The 19,052-nt window shown below is 59.2% G+C and carries 14 protein-coding genes; 5 read left to right on the top strand and 9 right to left on the bottom strand.

Annotated features, from left to right (window positions below; genetic code table 11):
• Positions 1-16 precede the first annotated feature (16 nt).
• From M1D89_RS09780 to M1D89_RS09770, 3 genes are read right to left on the bottom strand one after another with little or no spacing between them, the layout of a single operon-like run.
• The gene (locus tag M1D89_RS09780; protein ID WP_498650136.1) at positions 17-4,873 is read right to left on the bottom strand and encodes an NAD-glutamate dehydrogenase; all 4,857 of its coding nucleotides are present in this window, start codon (positions 4,871-4,873) and stop codon (positions 17-19) included.
• 57 nt (positions 4,874-4,930) lie between these two features.
• Positions 4,931-6,241: a CpaE/TadZ family protein gene (locus M1D89_RS09775; protein ID WP_498650134.1), complete on the bottom strand. Its 1,311-nt coding sequence runs from the start codon at positions 6,239-6,241 to the stop codon at positions 4,931-4,933.
• Positions 6,238-6,882 (bottom strand): SAF domain-containing protein, encoded by a 645-nt coding sequence (locus M1D89_RS09770; RefSeq protein WP_498650132.1) that lies wholly within the window; start codon positions 6,880-6,882, stop codon positions 6,238-6,240. The genes M1D89_RS09775 and M1D89_RS09770 overlap by 4 nt, the downstream gene beginning before the upstream one ends.
• A 155-nt stretch (positions 6,883-7,037) precedes the next feature.
• On the opposite strand from M1D89_RS09770, the gene M1D89_RS09765 reads away from it, so the two are divergent.
• Positions 7,038-7,259: a helix-turn-helix domain-containing protein gene (locus tag M1D89_RS09765; RefSeq protein ID WP_498650932.1), complete on the top strand. Its 222-nt coding sequence runs from the start codon at positions 7,038-7,040 to the stop codon at positions 7,257-7,259.
• Between the two features lie 6 nt (positions 7,260-7,265).
• On the opposite strand, the gene M1D89_RS09760 is transcribed toward M1D89_RS09765, so the two are convergent.
• Positions 7,266-7,844, bottom strand: a complete 579-nt coding sequence (locus M1D89_RS09760; RefSeq protein WP_498650130.1) for a hypothetical protein — start codon at positions 7,842-7,844, stop codon at positions 7,266-7,268.
• 150 nt (positions 7,845-7,994) lie between these two features.
• Between M1D89_RS09760 and M1D89_RS09755 the strand changes: the two genes are divergently transcribed.
• Complete coding sequence (locus M1D89_RS09755) at positions 7,995-8,771, top strand: LysM peptidoglycan-binding domain-containing protein (RefSeq protein WP_498650129.1); 777 nt, start codon at positions 7,995-7,997, stop codon at positions 8,769-8,771.
• Between the two features lie 155 nt (positions 8,772-8,926).
• Positions 8,927-9,349, top strand: a complete 423-nt coding sequence (locus M1D89_RS09750; RefSeq protein ID WP_498650127.1) for an Rv3235 family protein — start codon at positions 8,927-8,929, stop codon at positions 9,347-9,349.
• A gap of 97 nt (positions 9,350-9,446) precedes the next feature.
• Here the strand turns inward: M1D89_RS09750 and secA are convergent, their stop codons facing one another.
• From secA to hpf, 3 genes are read right to left on the bottom strand one after another with little or no spacing between them, the layout of a single operon-like run.
• Positions 9,447-12,188 carry a preprotein translocase subunit SecA gene (gene secA / locus M1D89_RS09745; RefSeq protein ID WP_498650126.1) on the bottom strand — a complete coding sequence of 914 codons (2,742 nt, stop codon included), beginning with the start codon at positions 12,186-12,188 and terminating at the stop codon, positions 9,447-9,449.
• 42 nt (positions 12,189-12,230) lie between these two features.
• Positions 12,231-13,523, bottom strand: coding sequence for a winged helix-turn-helix domain-containing protein (locus M1D89_RS09740; RefSeq protein WP_498650124.1), 1,293 nt, complete (start codon positions 13,521-13,523; stop codon positions 12,231-12,233).
• Between the two features lie 29 nt (positions 13,524-13,552).
• A complete protein-coding gene (gene hpf, locus M1D89_RS09735) occupies positions 13,553-14,281 on the bottom strand; it encodes a ribosome hibernation-promoting factor, HPF/YfiA family (RefSeq protein ID WP_498650931.1) in 729 nt (242 codons plus the stop codon).
• A gap of 195 nt (positions 14,282-14,476) precedes the next feature.
• Between hpf and M1D89_RS09730 the strand changes: the two genes are divergently transcribed.
• Together M1D89_RS09730 and M1D89_RS09725 are read left to right on the top strand one after the other, a co-directional pair.
• Positions 14,477-14,905, top strand: coding sequence for a hypothetical protein (locus M1D89_RS09730; protein ID WP_498650122.1), 429 nt, complete (start codon positions 14,477-14,479; stop codon positions 14,903-14,905).
• A gap of 138 nt (positions 14,906-15,043) precedes the next feature.
• Positions 15,044-15,412, top strand: coding sequence for a hypothetical protein (locus M1D89_RS09725; protein ID WP_498650120.1), 369 nt, complete (start codon positions 15,044-15,046; stop codon positions 15,410-15,412).
• Between the two features lie 111 nt (positions 15,413-15,523).
• On the opposite strand, the gene M1D89_RS09720 is transcribed toward M1D89_RS09725, so the two are convergent.
• Both M1D89_RS09720 and mtrB read right to left on the bottom strand, forming a co-directional pair.
• Positions 15,524-17,233, bottom strand: coding sequence for an LpqB family beta-propeller domain-containing protein (locus tag M1D89_RS09720; RefSeq protein ID WP_498650930.1), 1,710 nt, complete (start codon positions 17,231-17,233; stop codon positions 15,524-15,526).
• 5 nt (positions 17,234-17,238) lie between these two features.
• Positions 17,239-18,984: an MtrAB system histidine kinase MtrB gene (gene mtrB / locus M1D89_RS09715; protein ID WP_498650118.1), complete on the bottom strand. Its 1,746-nt coding sequence runs from the start codon at positions 18,982-18,984 to the stop codon at positions 17,239-17,241.
• Positions 18,985-19,052 lie beyond the last annotated feature (68 nt).

Here is a 19,052-nt window from a genome sequence, read left to right as displayed (position 1 = left end):
GACGCCGGGACAGGCCCTAGCGTCGAACGATTGACCTCAAGAGCCTTAATGCTACCGACAGTGAAGCCATGTCGTCGGCTTCGAGCGCGTTGACCTCATCAAACATCGTCTTGGCACGTCCCAGCTGTTCGGCATTTTGCCCTTCCCAGGCCTTCAGGCGATCTTCAGCCGAGGCGCCGGACTCTGTGGACTCAAGGACCGACGTCGTCATATCCGCCACCGTGGAGTACAAGTCATCACGGAGAGCTGCACGCGCCAAAGCCTGCCAACGGTCATCGCGGGGCAAGGAACTGATTCGTTCCAGCAGCGAATCCACATGGAAGCGGTTAAATACTGTGTAGTAGACGTGCGCAACGTTCTCGACGCCCTCGCTTCCGGTTTGGGCAATCCGCGCGATGTCCAAGAGTGCGTAGCTCTCGAACAGCTCAGCCCACCTGTGCGCAAGATGCTCAGGCAGGCCCCAGCTACGGGCTTTGTCCAACCAGCCGGAAATGCGGATCTTGTCCTCACCCCGGAGGTAGTCCAGAAGCTTGGCCCTCAGCGGGGCCAACATGGGTTTGAAGGATTCAACGACATCGGAAATAGGCTGGGATGCCATCCCCTGCCCCAGTACCCAGCGGACTGCCCGGTCGAGCAACCGGCGGATGTCCAGATGGACTTCACTCCAGTGTTCGGTCGGGAAGGATGCCGGAAGCGCATTCAGCTCGGCAACCATGGGATCGAGATCGTAGATTTCACGCAGTGCCACAAACGCCTTGGCAACGGCCACCTCATTGGCCGACGTTTCTTCAATGGCCCGGAAGGCGAAGGTAATGCCCCCAAGATTGATGATGTCATTGGCCACCACAGTGGCGATAATCTCGCGCCGCAGCGGGTGGGTGTCCAACTCAGCGTCGAACTTCTCCCGCAACTGCTTCGGGAAGTATTCACGGATTGTGTCCGCAAACCACGGATCGTCGGCGAGATTGCTGTCCCGCAACGCCCCAGCCAGTTCGATCTTTGCGTATGCAGCCAGGACCGCTAGCTCGGGAGACGTGAGTCCTTGGCCCTGTTCCAACCTCGACCGCAGGGTTTCCGTGGTGGGGAGTGCTTCAAGATCGCGCTTGAGGTCGGCAGACTTCTCCAGCCAGTCCATGAGGCGCTCGTAGCTTGGGCTCCAGTCCGCGACGCGTGTCCGGTCGTTGAGGAGCAGAATATTCTGGTCGATATTGTCCTGCAGGACTAGCCGACCCACTTCATCGGTCATGTCGGCCAGGAAGCTGGCTCGTTCGCCAGAGTCAAGCTTGCCGGCCGCTACCATCCGGTCAACAAAGATCTTGATGTTGACCTCATGGTCCGAGCAGTCAACACCGGCGGAGTTATCGATTGCGTCTGTATTCAGGATGACGCCTTGCAAAGCGGCCTCGATGCGTCCCCTCTGCGTCAGTCCCAGGTTTCCGCCTTCGCCCACGACCTTGACCCGCAGATCCCGGCCGTCCACGCGGATAGCGTCGTTGGCTTTGTCACCCACGGCAGCATGGGTTTCAGTACTAGCCTTGACATACGTGCCAATTCCACCGTTGTAGAGAAGGTCTGCCGGGGCCAGCAAGATCGCGCGAAGAAGTTCCGGCGGACTCAACTGCGTAGTTCCATCCGGAAGGCCCAATGCCTTGCGTACTTGCTCCGAGACCGGGATGGTCTTGGCCTGGCGTGGATAGACGCCGCCACCTTCGCTAATAAGGGTCCGGTCATAGTCGTCCCACGAGGATCGGGGCAGTTCGAAGAGCCTCTGCCGCTCGGCAAACGATGCAGCAGCATCAGGCGAGGGATCAAGGAAGATGTGACGGTGGTCGAAGGCGGCCAGCAGCCGGATATGCCGGGAAAGCAGCATGCCGTTGCCGAAGACGTCACCGGACATATCACCAACGCCAACCACCGTGAATTCCTCGGTCTGGGTGTCAAGGTCGAGCTCACTGAAGTGCCTCTTGACTGACTCCCAGGCCCCGCGGGCAGTGATGCCCATGGCTTTGTGGTCATAACCGACCGACCCGCCCGAGGCAAACGCGTCGCCGAGCCAGAAGCCGTATTCGGCCGCAAGCCCGTTGGCGGTGTCGGAGAACGTAGCGGTGCCCTTGTCCGCTGCCACTACAAGGTACGAGTCGTCATCGTCGTGCCGGACAACGTCCGACGGCGGCACCAGCCTTTCACCGTCAGCTGAGGTAACGAGGTTGTCTGTGATGTCCAGAAGGCCTCGAATGAAAGTCTTGTAGCTCTCTATTCCTTCGGCCATCCAAGCAGCCCTGTCTACTGCCGGGTTGGGGAGCTTCTTGGCAAAGAAACCTCCCTTGGCACCCGTTGGGACAATGACCGCATTCTTGACGGTCTGCGCCTTTACGAGGCCCAGAATCTCTGTCCGGAAGTCCTCGCGGCGGTCAGACCAGCGAAGGCCACCGCGGGCTACCTTCCCGAAGCGCAAGTGCACGCCTTCAACTCTCGGAGAGTAAACCCAGATCTCGAACATTGGGCGTGGGAAGGGAAGACCCTCAATGGACGTGGGATCCAGCTTGAAGCTGACGTATTCCTTGTTTTGGTAGTAATTAGTCCGCAGAGTCGACTCAATAAGGTTCACGAAGGTACGCAGAACGCGATCCGCATCCAACGTGGCCACCTGCTCGATCGACTCAGCGAGCGCTGCCCGCGCTGCGCCTTGGCGTTCGGGCCGCTGTCCTTCCGGAACGGTGGGATCGAAGCGCGCAGAGAAGAGCTCGTTGAGTCCACGTGCAACATCGGGGTTGCCCAGGAGGGTATCAGCAATGAATCCGAAGGAGTTGGTGTTGCCCATTTGCCGCATGTACTTGGCGTAGGCACGGAGTACCACCACTTGACGCCAATGGATGCCTTCACGGAGAACCAGCCGGTCAAAGTTGTCTGATTCGACAGCGCCCGTGATGGCTGCACCGAAGGAGGCACCCAGCAGGTCTCCCGTAGCCAGGGGGTCGACGCCCGCGGGGTACTTGAGCCCGAGGTCGTAAAGGAAGAAATCGCGATGATCCGAGGTTTCGATCTCGAAGGGCCGCTCATCCAAAACCTCAAGGCCGAGGTTGTGGAAGTAGGGAAGGATTTGGCTAAGGCTCTTGGGCTCCATCAAGTAGAGCTTGACTCGGGCATCCTCCTCCAACGCCTCACCGGCACCTTCGGGAAGATATACGTGGACACCGGGCTTGATTTGCTTGGTAACCCGTCCTGCCCGCTCTGCCTCCGCGCCGTATTTCTCGAAGCGTTCAATGTCCTCAAGAGCGTCTTCCACTTCGTAGTCCACGCGGTACCCCGCGGGAAATGCCTCGGCCCACAGCGCAGAAAGAACATCAGCGTCCTCGGCAGACCGGTGCTCACGGAGCACCTCTGCGATACCTTCGCTCCAAGACCGGGACGCACGCATCAGCCGCTGTTCCAGTTCTTTCACGTCAACTTCGGCCAGTTCAGCCGTGCGGGGCAGCCTGATCCTGAAGAAAACACGGGCCAATGCGGATTCAGTGATCCGGGCCTCGTAGTCAATGCTTTCGGCGTGGAACGTTTCGCGGAGTTCCTGCTCGATCCGGAGTCTGACGCTTGTGGTGTATCGGTCACGGGGCAGGTAGACCACGGCGGACATGAATCGTCCGTAGATGTCCGGGCGCAGGAACAGCTTGGTCCGACGTCGCTCCTGGAGTCGCTGGATGCCGGTGGCCGTGGCGGCAAGATCCGGTATCTCGATCTGGAACAGTTCGTCGCGGGGATACGTTTCAAGGATCCCCAAGAGATCCTTGCCCGAGTGGGAGTCAATGGGGAACCCCGCGTTGCGCAGGACAGCATCCACCTTGTCCCGAACGATCGGGATGTTGCGTACCGATCCGGTGTAAGCACTAGTGGCGAACAGTCCAATGAACCGCCGTTCACCGTTAACGTTGCCCAAGGCGTCGAAGCTCTTGACCCCGATGTAATCAAGGTAAGCGGGCCGGTGGACAGTGGAACGCGAGTTCGCCTTGGTAATCACCAAGGCACGCTTCTCCCTCGCACGCTTACGGCCGGCATCCGTGAGGTGTTGGACTTGACGCGTGGTGTCGCCGGCGCGCAGAAGGCCGAGGCCACTGTCTTCACGAAGTTGAAGAACGTCCTCGCCGTTCTCGTCAACGAGGTCGTATTCGCGGTAACCCAGGAAAGTGAAGTTTCCGTTGTCCAGCCATCGCAAAAGGTCTTGTGCCTGTCGGAGTTCAGCGACTTGTTCAGGGTGCGTGATGCCGCCCAAGGCCTCGGCCAGCTCGAGAGCTTTGCTGCGCATCTTGGGCCAGTCCTCCACCGCCGCCCTGACGTCGCCAAGGACGCGCTGCAGCCCTGCGATCAATTCTTCCCGCGCATCGTCACTTACACGGTCAATTTCAACAGCGATCCATGACTCCATATGCGAGGCATTATCGCCATCGCCCAAGAGGTGGGCCACGCTGGGGAGCGCGGCGGTGTCGCCGCTGGAAATGCCAACGTTGGACGGGACCCGCGAGATACTGCTCAGCTCGCCGGACACCCGGTCACGGGTGACCACGAACAACGGATGCATCACCAAACGGATCGCGCAGTTCTGGCGAACAAGTTCTGCATTGACAGAGTCGACGAGGAACGGCATATCGTCCGTGACGATATATACAACGTTTCGCTCAGGTTCGACGGCGATCTGGACGACGGCATTTCCGGGCCGCCGGGACTGCGCAACGTTCCTGTGCTTTGTTGCCCGCGCAATCAGAAGTTCAGGTGAATACGCACGCGAGTCTTCCTCTGCAAGGTGTTCATAGTAGTCACCGAAAAACCCTTCACGGACAACTGCTGCATCGGACCGATCCTCCACGCTGGATCCTGACGACATCTACAAACGCCTCCATCACATGTTCATTGCTGCGACTCTGCAGCCCACATGGCGAGCCTAGCGCTTAAGGGGGCGCAAAGCTCTGATAGTTCGACCAAACGAATTACGATTTCGCTGGACGGGTGCACAGACCAACCCGGCTATCGCCATCCGCAGCGGCGAGTCAGGCGCTACTTCCAGGAGGACTGCACCTGCCAGCAAAGCGGCATCACATGCCACGGAGTCTGCCGGAAGATAGGCGTCCACGCCCGCTCCCGGACCGTAGCGGTCCCATGCGTCGCCCAGTTGCTGTCTGGGCGAATGGCCCACTGCCGAACGCTTCACCTTGTTCAGCACGACACGGGGAGATACCTCCGGTACCGCGGACTCAAGCTCCGCCAGTCCCCTAACTAATCGCGGCACTCCAATGGCATCTGCCGCTCCTATGGCGAACACAACATCAGCCATTTCCAAACTGCGAAGCGTGGCGGCGTTCCGCCGCGGAGCCATGGTGTCAAAACTGAGCTCTTCATCGGCTTCAAGGCAAAAACCCGTATCCACCACCACATGGTCAGCCACTTGCCTTGCCCTCTCGAGGACTACCGAGATGGCTCCCGCCCTCAACTCCGTCCACCGGTCGGCCCTGGTAGTTCCCGTGAGTACCCGAAAAGTCCCGGCTTTCGTGTAAACAGGAATGGCCGTCGACTTGAGTGCCTCAATATCGAGCAAGCCCTGGTCCGCCAGCCTGCAGGCCTGGGCCAAGCCCGCGGACTCATCCAGCAGCCCGAGCACCGCCGACACACTGGCCCCATAACTATCAGCATCCACAAGAATGACGGACTCGCCGGCCGCGGCCAGCTCCGCCGCGATGTTGACAGCAAGAAGAGTCCTGCCAGGTGCGCCAACCGGTCCCCACACGGCAGTTATCTGACCTGACCCCTCTGGTATGTCGTCGACGTATTCCATCGCAGGCTCCAAAAGCACACCCGCCCCGGGATCTGCGAATCCTGCGTCCCGTCCAGCCAAAGGCTGGCTCCGGGGACCTTCGCGACCCACGGCCTCCGATATTTTGGCCGCGAGGTCTGCGGCATCAATGCCAGTCGAAGCTGGCATGGCGCCAATGGATTGCAGGCGTTTGGCCTCAGCGGGATCATCAGTCAAGGCAACGATGGAGACGCCGACTGCTCCGAGGCGATCAACCAGCGTGGTGGTGAGTTCCTCGCAACCTTCCGCTACTACAGCCGCCACTGCGAGGCCGCTTTGGCAAGCAGCAATCAGTTCAGCAAGCTCCGAACAACGGCGCACCACTGTTACGGGGCCGTGCAGGCGTTCCAACCCGCCGACTACAGCTTCCTGTGCGGAACCAACGGTAACGACAGGAATGCTCACCGAACCACGCCCGCAGGATTCCAAACGACCGACACCTTAGCCTTATTTGCTTGGGCACCCAGCAATTTTGGCATTTGCTCGTCAGTTACCAGCACCATCACCACGGTTGTTTTCGCAGCGCCCAACGTAGACGAGCCTCTGGTTATTCCGGCAATTTCTGCACTGGGCAGAAGTAGCCGCGGTTCCTCAAAAGCATCGTTCGAACCCGGCACGGCAATCCAGACATCAACCCTGGCGCCCGGAACGGCCTGCGACGGCAGCTCTTCCTCCATGGCAATGGCCACCGGTTTACGGTCGATGGCATCGGCAACTCCCAGGCTTGCCTGCGGGACCAGCTGATTCTTTGCCACGCGCTGCAGCGCGACCTGGCCCTCAGCAAAGCCGTATGCGACTGTGACGTAGCTGGGCTCGACGTCATCCAGACGGACCTTGACAATGGATAAGTCAGCTTCCGTGACCACCTGACCTACGGCTATGTCTTCCCTGGCCGTGTAGACCTGCGTAGTCCTGTCGGCTGAACCAAGCAACGCAATGACGCCGGCTACAGACCCCAGAACCAGCAATACGCCTATGAGCAGCCGGGGATCCTTCCACGATGGCTTCTGTAGCCTTGGCGCTGCAATGACCGCACTCTGTCCCATTTTCCTGCTCCCCCACTTTGAGTTACAGCATGGCCGATGGCACCTGCCTCCTTATTGTTACCGGCGCCTTCCACAGGTCCAAAGCCATGAGCCTCATACAGGCCAAAACTGTGGATAACTACACCAAAAGCCAGCAACGGTGGCAAAATGAAGCCATGCCCCGATTCCTGACTCTTGCGGATGTCGCCGAACAACTCCAAATCAATTCGCCTCAGGCCTATGCACTGGTTAGAAGCGGCGAACTGAAGGCCATACAGGTAGGAGGGCGGGGGCAATGGCGCATCGAGGAAAAGATGCTTGAGCAGTACATCGAGGATCGCTACACAGAGGCCAACCGCACGATCGAAGAGACCAAGAACAAGGTTAGCCAACCTTAGTTGCCACTACCCTCTGAAGTCCTGGCCCCCTCCAGAGCAAAGCGCCGTCAATGAACTAAATGGGATGGTCAGGACAGCGGCTATATTGCCGGGCCGGCGTACTTCACCGTGCGGAACAACTGCGAGGTCAAAGTGGTCACGCCCCACCCTGTCTATGACTCCATGCAGTTTGTACCCATCCCCCGTCCGCACCATCAGATGAACTACCAGTTCAGAGCGGTCCCTTGACAGCGCCCTCAGTGCTGAGGCGATTCCCAATGAGTGCTGCATCCGCGACGAGGGCTTCAGTGCCACTCTCCCCAATCCTTGGTATGAGAGCACCGATGCGTAAGGCACCAGCCACTGTCGCACTCCCTCCGTCAGGACCAGCCACTCGCTACCGGCATGACTGAGCACTCCTCGGATAACGTTGCCGTCAACCAGGACGATTTTGATTTCGGCAGCAGCGGCCCCGCGCAGGCGATCACTCAGATCGATTCCCGCAAGCTCAACCCTGGCCCTATCTGTTATCTCAGATTCCTTCTCCAAGGCACGCTCTGCAGAGAATTGTGCTTCCAGATCGTCGAAAAGAGAGTCCCATCTCATGTAGTCAGACTAGGCTGCAGGCAGAAGTAAGGCTAATCCCCTTGGGATAAGAAACATGCGATTGGACAAGAAGGGGCAAGTATGTTCAAAATAGGACATGCAGGTCAAACTGCGTCAAATCGCATCAAAATGAAGCTTGGGGGCTTTTGAATGGCACGAACTTTGCGTAGTGACTCTACCCTCGCAGCGTCTGTTCTTGGTCTGGGCCTGCTCCTGGTTCTTGTGGGAAACCTGCTCCTTGTACAGTGGGAAGCTGCTGAGCGACTTAATCAAAGATCCACGTTTGAACACCTTCTCGGTTTTGTTGCCTGCGCTGCCGGGATCGCGATAGTGATTTGGTGGGCACTCTCCTTGTTCATCGCCTTCCTGGTGTCACTACTGCGCCAGGCAGGGCACAGGAAGCGTGCCGACTCGCTTTCAAAGTTCAGCCCTGGCTTCATGTTGCGAATCGCAGTGGCGGTCGTGAGCCTGAACGTTCTTAGCGCAGGGGTCGCTCAAGCAGACACCAGCCCACCTGAACCAGGTTGGCATAGTGCTTCCCCCGCCAACACGGCCCACGCGCAACCAGCGTGGAAGCCCGCTTCCGTGGAACGCGCCTTCTCCACCCCGACATCTGTAGATGACAACGACACGTCCGACAGTCGGGCCAATGATCCGCGCTGGCAGCCTCAACCTCCCGTGATTGATCCAGGACTTCTCAGCCGCCAGTCCTCACGTTCATCGACACCAGCGGGCGACGCCAGCGTAGTAGTCAAGGATGGTGACTCGTTGTGGTCAATTGCGGCCTCCAGGCTCGGACCCTTCGCAACTGACGTGGACGTCGCCCTGATCTGGCCCAAGTGGTACGCCGCCAACCGCGAAACCATCGGACGAGACCCAGCCGTGCTGCTTCCGGGGCAGGTTCTGCAGCCGCCCTCACCGGGCTAGCAGTCAAGGGGCTCGTGCCCGCCAGTTCCAAAGGCCCGCCCGCTCAGGGGCAGCCTCTACTAATCAAAGCCGATTCCTAGCGTCATCCCAGCAGAAGCCACCGAGCAAAGCGTCCCCGCGCTGAAGCTCATGTAGTGAATGCCTGAGGTATGACCATGACCGTTGCAACAGCAAGCCGACCAGCAAGCCGTCGGAGCACCAATCGCACAACCCCCACATACGGCCCCGGAGGCCCGGATATTGATGTCCGGCTTGTGGCCCGGAGCATCGCGCAGGCAGCTTTGGAGGTTCTGGCCGGCACCCGTCCACTGCAGCAACTCTCCCGCTCCTTGGATTCGGAGTGCTACCTGTCCCTCCAGCATCGAGCAGCCCTCACGCGAAAGCACGCAGCCCGGACCAGGGGTAACCCGCAGCCGCACCTGAGCCCCATGGTCCGCTCTGTTCGGGTCTGTTCAATATCCGAATCCATTTGCGAGGCAAGCATCGTAGTAGCCGAAGAGCAACGTTGCCGTGCCGTAGCCATGAGGCTGGAAAGGTTGGACGGAGTCTGGCAGGTTACCGCACTGGAAATCGGATAAATTCAACGGAAGAAACTGCTTCGAGGCAAACAAAAAGGGTGAACCCTGGACCATCAGCCAGGATTCACCCTTTTCATTAACGCTTCATAAGACCGGTTTAGCGACGCTTCTTTTTGGCCTGCTTGCGCTGGTCTTGGCTAGCCGCTTTCGCAGGATTGCCGGAGCGGCCTGAAGTCCGGCCCTCAATGCGCGTCTGGGTTGCTCCGTCTTCACCTGGCGCTGTGTACTGCAGCTGCGCCGGTTTTTCCGGCGCCTGAAGGCCGGCCGCACGGATTTGCGGGTCGTGATGCTCGGTGTGTGCACCAGCGGCGGAATCGTCCGCCACCACCACGTCTTCGGCGGGTGTTACCTCAACTTCGAGGTTGTACAGGAAACCGATGCTCTCCTCACGGATAGCTTCCATCATGCTTTGGAACATCACGAAGCCCTCGCGCTGGTATTCCACCAGGGGATCGCGTTGGGCCATGGCACGAAGCCCTATGCCCTCCTTGAGATAGTCCATCTCGTAGAGGTGTTCCTGCCACTTGCGTCCAAGGACCGAAAGCACAACCCGGCGCTCGAGCTCACGCATGCTCTCAGAGCCGATAGCCTCTTCCCGTGCCTGGTAAACGAGGCGGGCATCAGAGAGGATCTCCTCTTTCAGGAATTCCGCTGTGACCCTGGACTTACCGCCCGCTTCGTCAATAATTTCCTGGGCAGTCACTGTTGCCGGGTACAACGTCTTCAGGTTCGCCCACAGCTGGTTGTAGTCCCAGTCGTCGCCCGATCCCTCGGCAGTGGCGGCGTCAATGAGTGCGTTGATGGTGTCTTCCAGGAAGTACTGGACTTTTTCGTGCAGGTCATCGCCCTCAAGGATCCGGCGACGGTCGCCATAAATGGCTTCACGCTGACGATTGAGGACGTCATCGTACTTGAGGACGTTCTTACGCTGCTCGGCGTTGCGGCCCTCAACTTGGCCTTGCGCTGATGCGATCGCGCGGGAAACCAGCTTCGACTCAAGGGCAACATCGTCAGGCACCGAACTGTTCATCAAACGTTCGGCCGCACCTGAGTTGAACAACCTCATGAGGTCATCTGTCAGAGAGAGGTAGAACCGGGATTCGCCGGGGTCGCCTTGCCTTCCGGAACGTCCACGCAGCTGGTTGTCGATCCGGCGGGATTCGTGGCGCTCGGTTCCAAGCACGTAGAGTCCGCCAAGGTCCAGAACTTCTTCATGCTCGTCCTTGACCGCTTGTTTGGCTGCGGCAAGCGCCGCCGGCCATGCGGCCTCGTACTCTTCGGAGTTTTCCTCAGGATCAAGGCCGCGCTTGGCAAGTTCGGCAATGGCAGTAAATTCGGCATTGCCGCCGAGCATGATGTCAGTACCGCGGCCAGCCATGTTGGTTGCTACTGTCACCGCGCCCTTTCGCCCGGCCTGCGCCACGATGGACGCCTCCCTTGCGTGGTTCTTCGCGTTCAGTACTTCATGCCGGATGCCTTCTTTGGCCAAGAGCTTGGAGAGGTACTCACTCTTTTCGACACTAGTGGTACCGACCAGCACAGGCTGGCCGTTCTCGTGACGTTCCGCGATGTCCTGGACAACAGCATCAAACTTAACCACCTCGTTCTTGTACACGAGGTCAGGTTGGTCGATGCGCTGCATGTCGCGATTAGTGGGGATGGGAACGACACCGAGCTTGTAGGTGCTCATGAACTCAGCGGCTTCGGTCTCGGCCGTACCCGTCATGCCGGCCAGCTTCGAATACATGCGGAAGTAGTTCTGCAGCGTCACTGTGGCGAGAGTCTGGTTCTCCGCCTTGATCTCGACGTTTTCCTTGGCTTCAATAGCCTGGTGCATGCCTTCGTTGTAGCGCCGCCCGGCAAGGATGCGGCCGGTGTGCTCGTCAACGATCAGGACCTCGCCATCGAGGATGACGTAGTCCTTGTCCCGCTTGAACAGTTCTTTGGCCTTGATGGCATTGTTGAGGAAGCCAATCAGCGGGGTGTTGGCAGATTCGTAGAGGTTTTGTATTCCAAGGTAGTCTTCTACCTTTTCAATACCGGCTTCCAGCACACCCACGGTTCGCTTCTTCTCGTCGACCTCATAGTCAACGTCAGGCTGCAAACGGAGGACGACTTTAGCAAACTCGCTGTACCACCGGTTGGTGTCACCTTGCGCGGGACCGGAAATGATCAGCGGAGTACGCGCTTCGTCGATCAGGATGGAGTCGACCTCATCCACGATCGCGAAATTATGGCCGCGCTGGACGAGCTCGCTCGCGTCCCAAGCCATGTTGTCGCGCAGGTAATCGAAGCCAAATTCGTTATTGGTACCGTACGTAATGTCAGCGGCGTACTGTTCCCGGCGTACGGTGGGGTCCTGGTTGGACAGGATGCAACCGCTGGAAAGACCAAGGAACCTGTAGACGCGGCCCATGAGTTCTGACTGGTACTCGGCAAGGTAGTCGTTCACCGTGACAACGTGGACACCCTTGCCCGAAAGCGCATTAAGGTAGGCAGGCGCTGTAGCAACGAGGGTCTTGCCTTCACCCGTTTTCATTTCCGCGATGTTGCCCAGGTGCAGCGCAGCGCCACCCATCAACTGCACGTCGAAGTGCCGCATCCCCAAGGTCCTGGAGGAGGCTTCGCGCACAGCGGCGAAGGCTTCCGGGAGGAGGGCTTCCAAGGATTCGCCATCTTGGTGGCGGGACCTTAGCCGGTCCGTTTCCTCGCGGATTTCAGCGTCCGAGAAGGACTTGAAGGTGTCTTCCAGGGCATTGATGGAATCGGCATAGTTCCGCAGTGTCTTGAGTGTCTTTTTGTCACCCGTGCGGAGAAGTTTTTCGATTAGTGATGCCACGTGAAATTGCTCCCAGTCTCATGCTGCCGAATTCTGGCTGTTTCAGTCTACGGGAGAGACCAGCGCCACGTTGCCGCGTTCCCCTCTGAGCGGATTGCCCGGTTGGACGCGTTCTTCCGACGCAACCAGACCTTTTGCCACCGCCTCGGAAAGCGCTCCGGCCAGGTCCCCAACTGGCCAGACCACCACTCCCCGAAGGCCGAGCCAGGTGGCCATGAGCCTGAGTTCTTGGGCAAGCTCGACGGCGGTGTCCACCGGCGCGTTCAACTCACCAAAAGCGGAGCGCACCAGGAGCTGACCGGATGCGCGGTCCGCTTTAAGGTCCACTCTGGCGACGATGGCGTCCCTGAGCAGGAACGGAAGAACATAGTAGCCAAACCGTCGCTTGGCGGCAGGGGTGTAGATCTCAATCCGGTAGTGGAATCCGAACAGCTCCTCGAGTCGCCGTCTTTCGAAGACCAAGGAATCGAAGGGACTCAGCAGCGCCCGGGCCACGGCCTTTCGAGGCAGCTTGGCGTCAACGTGCTTGTAGGTTTCCCGGTCCCATCCCCGAACCACAACAGGCTCAAGCCGGCCTGCCCGGACCAAGCGTTGTACAGAGTCTGCACCGGCTTTCAGGGGTGTCCGGAAGTAGTCGGAGAAGCACCTCACCGTGCCAATGCCGTGGGCTTGGGCGGCTGCTTCCATCAGACGATCCAGGGACGCTTCGGCGTCGACCCCGGACGGAGTGACGTGTGGTGGAATCACCCGGGAGGTCAGGGTGTATTTGCGTTCAAACTGCGATGTTCGCGAAGCAGCGGATATCCGGCCTTCTTCGAAGAGGTGCTCCAGCACGCGCTTGACGATGTTCCAATTCCAGCCCCAATTCTCACGTTCCGGGTCTTCATCGTGTCCAAGCTTCACAGTAAGTTCGGATGCTGTCATGGGGCGTCCTACGGTGAGGGCGTCCAGGATTCGATCCTCCATATCCTGACGTACGGCCGGATCCAGGCCATGGGCTCCCACCCAGGCCCGCTTTTGCCATACAAGCAAGTCATGAAAGTGCTCCGGCCGGATGAAGCTTGCCTCGTGTGCCCAGTACTCCATCATTTTGCGAGGATTGCGGCTAGCCATCGATTGGAGGATGAGGGGATCGTAGTTACCTAATCGGGAAAAGAACGGAAGGTAGTGGCTTCGTGCCACCACGTTAACTGAATCGATCTGGACAAGCTGTAATTGGGCAAAGGTCCGGCCCACCGCCCGTGAAGTCACGGGGCCGGCGGGCCGGACCTTTGCCAATCCTTGAGCTGCCAATGCGATCCGCCGTGCCTGTGTCAGGCTCAGCGAAGCGGTCATTGAAGTCCCTTCGTGATTAAGGTGAGGCCTTACTTGGCCGTGGCGGCCTGATCATCAGAGCGGTAGGCGTGGATCTTTTCTTCCACGGCTTCCTCGCCGGGCTCGCATGTGGAGTCGAGGGTGATGACACCGTAGGTCCAGCCACTGCGCCGATAAACAACCGACGGCGCATTGGTTTCCTTGTCAAGGAACAGGTAGAAGTTGTGTCCGACGAGCTCCATGTTGTCCACAGCGTCATCAAGGGTCAGCGATGCTGCGGGGAAAACTTTCCGGCGGATCAGGACGGGAGAGTCACCGGCCGGGATATCGTTCTCAATGTCATAGGGTGACCGCTCGTCTGCTTGTGGCGCGGTCTCCTGGTGGTTGCTTGCCTCTACATAAAGCGGCTCACTCGCACTAGCTGGCTCAAGTGTTGCCGTAGCTTCCCGCACAGCCTTAGGCGTGTGGCGGCCGTGGTGCACCTTCTTGCGGTCCTTCGCACGACGAAGCCTCTCAAGCAGCTTGTTGTACGCGAGATCGAAGGCAGCAAACTTGTCAGCGGCTGTGGCCTCGGCACGGATAACGGGGCCTCGGCCCAGGACGGTCACTTCAACGGTGAGTTCGCCAGGCGTCTGCCTGGGATTGGTTTCCTTGGAAACCTTGGCGTCAACCCGCTGGACCTTATCCCCCAGCGATTCAATCTTTGAGATTTTTTCGCCGGCATATTCGCGAAAGCGGTCAGAAACTGTCAGATTTCGTCCGCTGATCATGAACTCCATGGTGCCCTCCAATAACTCAGGTGACACGACAACGACGCTGTTGGGGGCTTGTCTGACGGACAGTCGAGCCCCTTTCCGAGCCGCTATCGACAGGTACATCTGTTCTTGGTACCCACAACCGACGTTAGTTCATCGGCACCCGTTATTCATCCTTTAGCCACTTAATTTTTGATTGAGTCTTAATGACTGCATGGGGTGGTCCTCTGCAGCGACGGCGGCGTAGGCTGGTGGCCTCGTGGCCGCAAGCACAACAGCGCCGGAGACTACGCCACCGGCAAGAGTGACCGCCCGCGCTGCCTCAGCAAGGGTTGCCCCGGTGGTGAGGACATCGTCAACGAGGATGCATCTCCTGCCCATCAGTTCTTTGCCCCTTCCTCTGCGTATCCTCATGGATCCCCGGACCCGGCGGGCACGTTCGCCTCTTCCCAGCCCCTTTTGACCACCGCCTCCACGTTCCACAGGGCTACGTCCCGACACTTCCTCAAAAAGCCGGGCCGCCACGTCCCGGACGGCTTGGGGGTCCGCCTTGATCACCGGCGCCTCCCCGCGCCGCTCCAACACGTCAAGGATTGGACAAAAGGGCAGCATCTGGCGCATGCGTATGAAAAAGAGCAGAAGATGTAGAGGGCTGAATCCGCGCCTGCGGTATGCCTTCCCGCTGCTGGGAACGGGGACAAGGCAATAACCGGATCGTCCACCGATGGCAGTCATCACGGCTTTGCCAAGGCAAGGAGCCAGAACAGCCGCAAGCCGCCACTGACCATGGTGCTTGAAAGAGAGCAGGCACCGTGCCAGCTCATCCCGGTATGCCCCCGCTGCTACGACTTCGATCTTTGCCGTGCCGTCTACTTCTACCAAAGCCGGCGACTCCTGCTCGGCCCGGAACGGCTGGTTGCACAGCTGACGGACCTTCCTTGCACAGCTGCCGCAAAGTACCGCGTCTTCCATTTCACAGCAGACACACTCGACGGGAACCAGCACAGCCAGAAGGTCGACCAAGGCCACTTGCACTGCGGCGACGACACGGCCGGTTCTTCGTTTATTAGGGGCAAGGCGTCGAGCCCGGTTAGGTTCAAACGGATTAAGGTCAGGGTCGACATATTGCAGGGTCTGCCGTGGACGGAACCATGAGCTACGGACGATAAAGGTCACTCTTCAGCTTTACCGTCTGGTCTTTCCCGCAGAAGGCACACAGCACGCTATGTGCATAAACAATCGAAGACCGGACCCTTGGCACAAAATTCAGCCTGGAAAAGCCGGTTCTGTAGGCCCCTTTAGCTGAAGCTCCCAGCCGTTTCCGACGCGTTGGAAGATGCCGGCAGCCGACTGTCCGTAGATTTGCTCAGCCCCGTTTCCGACGCTGAGGCTGGTCAAACCGTCCCACGGTGCCAACTGCTGCGGTTCACCCGATGCCAGCGATAGCAACTCCGGAACCACGGTTGAAGTGGCCGACCCGGACATCACTGCCACTGTGGAGCCATTGACCCAGGCACCTTGGTCAGCGGCGGTATTGCTCAGCAGTGTGATGGGAAGCGTGAGGTCCTTGGGCACGCCGTCGGGATTCCGGACTATGCCCGTGATCTGCACAGCGGACTTACCGTTTGCCTCGGAAATGACCAGCGCCCTGGTCCCCTCACGGGAAACCCTGAAGTCCTTGACTGTTCGTCCGGTGAGCCACGCCGGTGTCATGGTGACGCTGGGAACTCCGGTACCTGGAGCTGTGCCTGTGGGCTTGTAAGCCACGACCTCGGCAGCCCCGTTGGCACCCGGACCTGCTGTCCACACCCAGTCGTTCGGGCTGAAGGAAGGACCAGTGAGGGTACTCCTGGTGGTGAGTTGCCGCGCAGGTTGTCCCGGTTCGATGGAGTAGAGAGTGGTTCTATCGCCATTGAGGAAAGCCGCTGTTTGGGACACCGGCGACTCAGCAGGCGAGTGCGGTCCCAGACCGGCCACCGACTGAATGTCCGGCAAAGGAGTAATCCTGTTGTTCTCGTACCGCACCAGATCGCCGTTGTTTACGGCGATCTGGCGGGCAGGAACGCTCTTGTCCAGCACTGGAGGCAATACAGTACCGTTGTCTTCCACGCGTACCAGGTCCTGATCGGCGCGAAGTTGAACGTTGATGACATCGGGCTGGCTACGGAAGGTCAGTGCCAACTGGTTTTGCATCCTCTGGCGGTCCTCGGCAGAGGCGTCGAAAAGCTCCTTGGCCGAGAGGTCTACCTGCGCTGCACCGGAGACAACCGGAACAGATTCGCGGGCGAGCTTCATTCCCGAGGGGAAAGCACTGACCACTGCCCCTCTCAGATACGGGGCGGGGCCGGCAAGCAGGGCACTGGTCATGGACTTGACTGTGTTCTTTTTAATGAACCAACGGTAGTCCGGTACTGCGTAGGTGAACGTCGGGTCGTAGAAGTAGATGGGGTTTGCCCCGTAGATAACCTTGAATGTCTCCTCCGGGATGGCGGTGCCATCGGGCACCTTGGAGATCCGCCATTCTCCTTCCACCTGCTCGAGCGTTAGTGGAATGGTTTCCTTGGTACCCGGCGGGAACTGGGTCGCAACGCCGTCGGCATCCACCGAATAGGCGAGATCGAGTTCGTACAGGTATTCGTTCTCGCCCGCTGCTTTGACTACCTGTGCCTCGCGAAAAACGATCGCACGCTTGTCCGGCTTCCACGTCACAGACTGAGCTTGCGTCAGGTACTGACGAGCCACAGGATAGTCATCCTCGTAGCCGCTGCCAGCCATGTAGAAATCCTCGATCACAGTCTCCGGACTGGAACCGGCGCGCGGTGCAGCAGGGAAAAACACCGGTGCGTTGGGGTTGCCGGCGCCTTCATCCTTGCTCTTACCGACAGGCCCGGAGCGGGGAATCTGCGCACAGGAAGCCAGCATGACCATCAGTAGAACCACAAGCGCGACGATTGCCCTCGTACGGCCGGGACGCAGCGATCTCACGACATCTCCTCCGCTCCTCCACCGTCAAGCGCCGGCTTCCCGCCGACGGCTGGAGTCGTCTGTGAAGTGCTCCCGGAATCCTGGCCCAGTACCAGCATTTGCCGTTCGCTTGCCGCGCCGGGGAATCCTATGTCCGCAGGTTCCAGTTGAAGCGGAGACTTCACAATGGTGCCTCCTTGCCGCAGCGGAAGCGTCAGACGGAAGTTGGAACCGGAGCCCTTTCGGCCCCAGGCCTGAAGCCAACCGTTATGAAGCTTGGTGTCCTCGGCTGCGATGGAAAGGCCCAATCCGCTTCCTCCGGTGGTTCTGGCCCGTGCAGGATCTGCCCGCCAGAAGCGGTCGAAAACTCTGGCAGCCTCAGCCTGGTTCATTCCGATGCCGTGGTCCCTCACTGACACCGCTACAGCTTCATGATTGGCCGCGACAGAGATATGGATTGGCTTGCCTTCACCGTGTTCGAGTGCATTGAGCAGCAAGTTGCGGAGAATGCGGTCGATCCTGCGAGAGTCCATCTCCACGATGATGCTCTTCTGTCGGGCGTTCAGCCGGACTTCCGAGCCGTACTCCGCAGCCACCGGTGCGGCACCTTCCATAACGTGCGAGATCACTTGGAAAATGTCTTGTGGTTCTGCGTCCAGAACAGCAGCGCCAGCGTCAAATCGTGAAATCTCCAGCAGGTCCGAAAGCAGCGACTGAAAGCGCTCAACCTGGTGGTACAGCAACTCCGCCGATCTCTTGTTCATGGGATCGAAATCGTGCCGCGCATCGAACAGGACTTCGGCCGCCATGCGTACCGTGGTAAGCGGGGTACGCAGTTCGTGGGACACATCCGAAACAAAGCGTTGTTGCATCTGCGACAACGTGGCCAACTGGGTGATCTGTTCCTGGAGGCTTGCGGCCATGTGGTTGAAGGAAGCACCCAATCTCGCGACTTCGTCTTCTCCCTTGACCACCATTCGTTCCTGTAGTTGGCCGGCAGCGAGCTTCTCCGATACGACGGCAGCATGGCTGACAGGACTGACTACGTTACGGGTCACGTACCAGGCAATGGCACCAATCATGAGGACGAGAGCCGCACCGCCTGCCCACAGTACGTTCTGGATCTCGTCCAGCGTTTGCTGAGCGGTGTTGAGGTCGTAGATCAGGTATAGCTCGTAAGCCGTCCCGTTAAAGGTGACCATGTTCCCCACGGCGATACCGGGCCTGTCCTCGTTCCCCACCGGGAACTGCGTGGAGGCCCAGAATTGCTGCTTGCCACCGCTTTGAACAGCCTTACGCAGCTCGGGGGGAATGACGCGAACCGTCAGCTGGTCCGAAGCGCGCGATTCAACCCAGCGGTTACGTGGTTTGGTTTGTTCCGGAGCAGCTTCGAAGACATATCGACGCTGAATGACCGAGCCCCGGCCTTCCACTGCTGTCAAGGTGTCATAGACCAAGGTGATGACGCTTGACTGGTCGGTGACTTGCGCGCCGTCGAAGGTGTCCTGGACTTGTTTGACGTTGAAGCGCGACTCGGATTCCGCTTGAGCCAGCCTCTCCTGGAAGAGGTTGTTAGCGATTTGGTTGGACAAGTATGCGCCCACAATCGCGAACGACGTCACAGCGAGCAGCAATGTGGTCAGCACTGTGCGGAACTCCAACGACCGCCGCCAGCGCCTCAACAAGGAACGCCAAACGAAGCGCAGCCCTGGTCTTATTTGCCGCACGCCAATGGAGACGAGCCGCGAAACTCGAAGGACCAAGATCAATCCGCGGCGTGTCCAGATCCGAGCCCGGGTCAGAACCCACGAAAGGTTCCTAACCTCCTTTG

The sequence above is a fragment of the Arthrobacter sp. D3-18 genome (genome assembly GCF_054408525.1).
The sequence above is the reverse complement of the archived record's forward strand: the minus strand, read 5'-3'. Positions and strand labels throughout refer to the sequence as shown.

Bases quoted from the DNA above. Each gene is read 5' to 3' on its own strand.
- M1D89_RS09780 (WP_498650136.1), bottom strand. From the start codon at position 4,873: ATGTCGTCAGGATCCAGCGTGGAGGATCGGTCCGATGCAGCAGTTGTC.
- M1D89_RS09770 (WP_498650132.1), bottom strand. From the start codon at position 6,882: ATGGGACAGAGTGCGGTCATTGCAGCGCCAAGGCTACAGAAGCCATCG.
- M1D89_RS09765 (WP_498650932.1), top strand. From the start codon at position 7,038: ATGCCCCGATTCCTGACTCTTGCGGATGTCGCCGAACAACTCCAAATC.
- M1D89_RS09760 (WP_498650130.1), bottom strand. From the start codon at position 7,844: ATGAGATGGGACTCTCTTTTCGACGATCTGGAAGCACAATTCTCTGCA.
- M1D89_RS09755 (WP_498650129.1), top strand. From the start codon at position 7,995: ATGGCACGAACTTTGCGTAGTGACTCTACCCTCGCAGCGTCTGTTCTT.
- M1D89_RS09750 (WP_498650127.1), top strand. From the start codon at position 8,927: ATGACCGTTGCAACAGCAAGCCGACCAGCAAGCCGTCGGAGCACCAAT.
- M1D89_RS09740 (WP_498650124.1), bottom strand. From the start codon at position 13,523: ATGACCGCTTCGCTGAGCCTGACACAGGCACGGCGGATCGCATTGGCA.
- hpf (WP_498650931.1), bottom strand. From the start codon at position 14,281: ATGGAGTTCATGATCAGCGGACGAAATCTGACAGTTTCTGACCGCTTT.
- M1D89_RS09725 (WP_498650120.1), top strand. From the start codon at position 15,044: ATGGTGCTTGAAAGAGAGCAGGCACCGTGCCAGCTCATCCCGGTATGC.